The organism is Pseudotabrizicola sediminis (assembly GCF_004745575.1).
GTDB lineage: Bacteria > Pseudomonadota > Alphaproteobacteria > Rhodobacterales > Rhodobacteraceae > Pseudotabrizicola > Pseudotabrizicola sediminis.
In genome coordinates this window covers 1-962 of the sequence record NZ_RPEM01000053.1, presented here as the reverse complement: position 1 = coordinate 962, position 962 = coordinate 1, and the positions used below count along the sequence as shown (strand labels likewise).

The window sequence follows — 962 nt, the reverse complement described above, 5'->3', positions numbered from 1 at the left end:
AAGAACGGCGTGTGACGGCCGCCTTCTTCCTTGGTCAGGATATAGGCCTCGGCTTCGAACTTGGTGTGCGGGTTCACCGACTTCGGCTTGCACAGCACCTGGCCACGTTCCACGCCTTCACGGTCGATACCGCGCAGCAGCACGCCGACGTTGTCGCCAGCCTCACCACGGTCCAAGAGCTTGCGGAACATTTCCACACCGGTGCAAACCGACTTCTTGGTGTCGCGGATGCCGACGATCTCAACTTCGTCGCCGACGTTGATCACGCCACGCTCCACACGCCCCGTGACAACCGTACCACGACCCGAAATCGAGAACACGTCTTCGATCGGCATCAGGAACGGCTGGTCAATCGCACGGGCCGGGGTCGGGATGTAGTCGTCAACGGCCTTCATCAGCGCGCGGACCGAATCCTCGCCGATGTCCTTGCGCTCGCCGATCATCGCCTGGTGGGCAGAGCCCTTGATGATCGGAATGTCGTCGCCCGGGTAGTCGTAGGACGAGAACAGTTCGCGGATCTCCATCTCGACCAGTTCGATCAGTTCTTCGTCATCAACAAGGTCAACCTTGTTCATGTAGCACACCATGTAAGGAATGCCGACCTGACGGCCAAGCAGGATGTGCTCGCGCGTCTGCGGCATCGGGCCGTCCGAGGCAGCGCACACCAGAATGGCGCCGTCCATCTGCGCAGCACCGGTGATCATGTTCTTCACATAGTCGGCGTGGCCGGGGCAGTCGACGTGGGCATAATGACGGCCTTCCGTCTCATACTCCACGTGCGCAGTCGAGATCGTGATCCCACGCGCCCGCTCTTCCGGCGCGCCGTCGATCTGGTCATAGGCCTTGAAATCACCAAAATACTTCGTGATCGCCGCCGTCAGCGTCGTCTTGCCGTGGTCAACGTGGCCAATCGTGCCAATGTTGATATGCGGTTTGTTCCGTTCAAACTTTGCCTTTGCCAT

At 59.9% G+C, this 962-nt stretch carries 1 protein-coding gene; it reads right to left on the bottom strand.

Annotated features, from left to right (window positions below; translation table 11 throughout):
* Positions 1–962 (bottom strand): elongation factor Tu (tuf, locus tag EEB11_RS19260; RefSeq protein WP_135434201.1); only part of this gene is annotated, 962 nt, incomplete at both ends.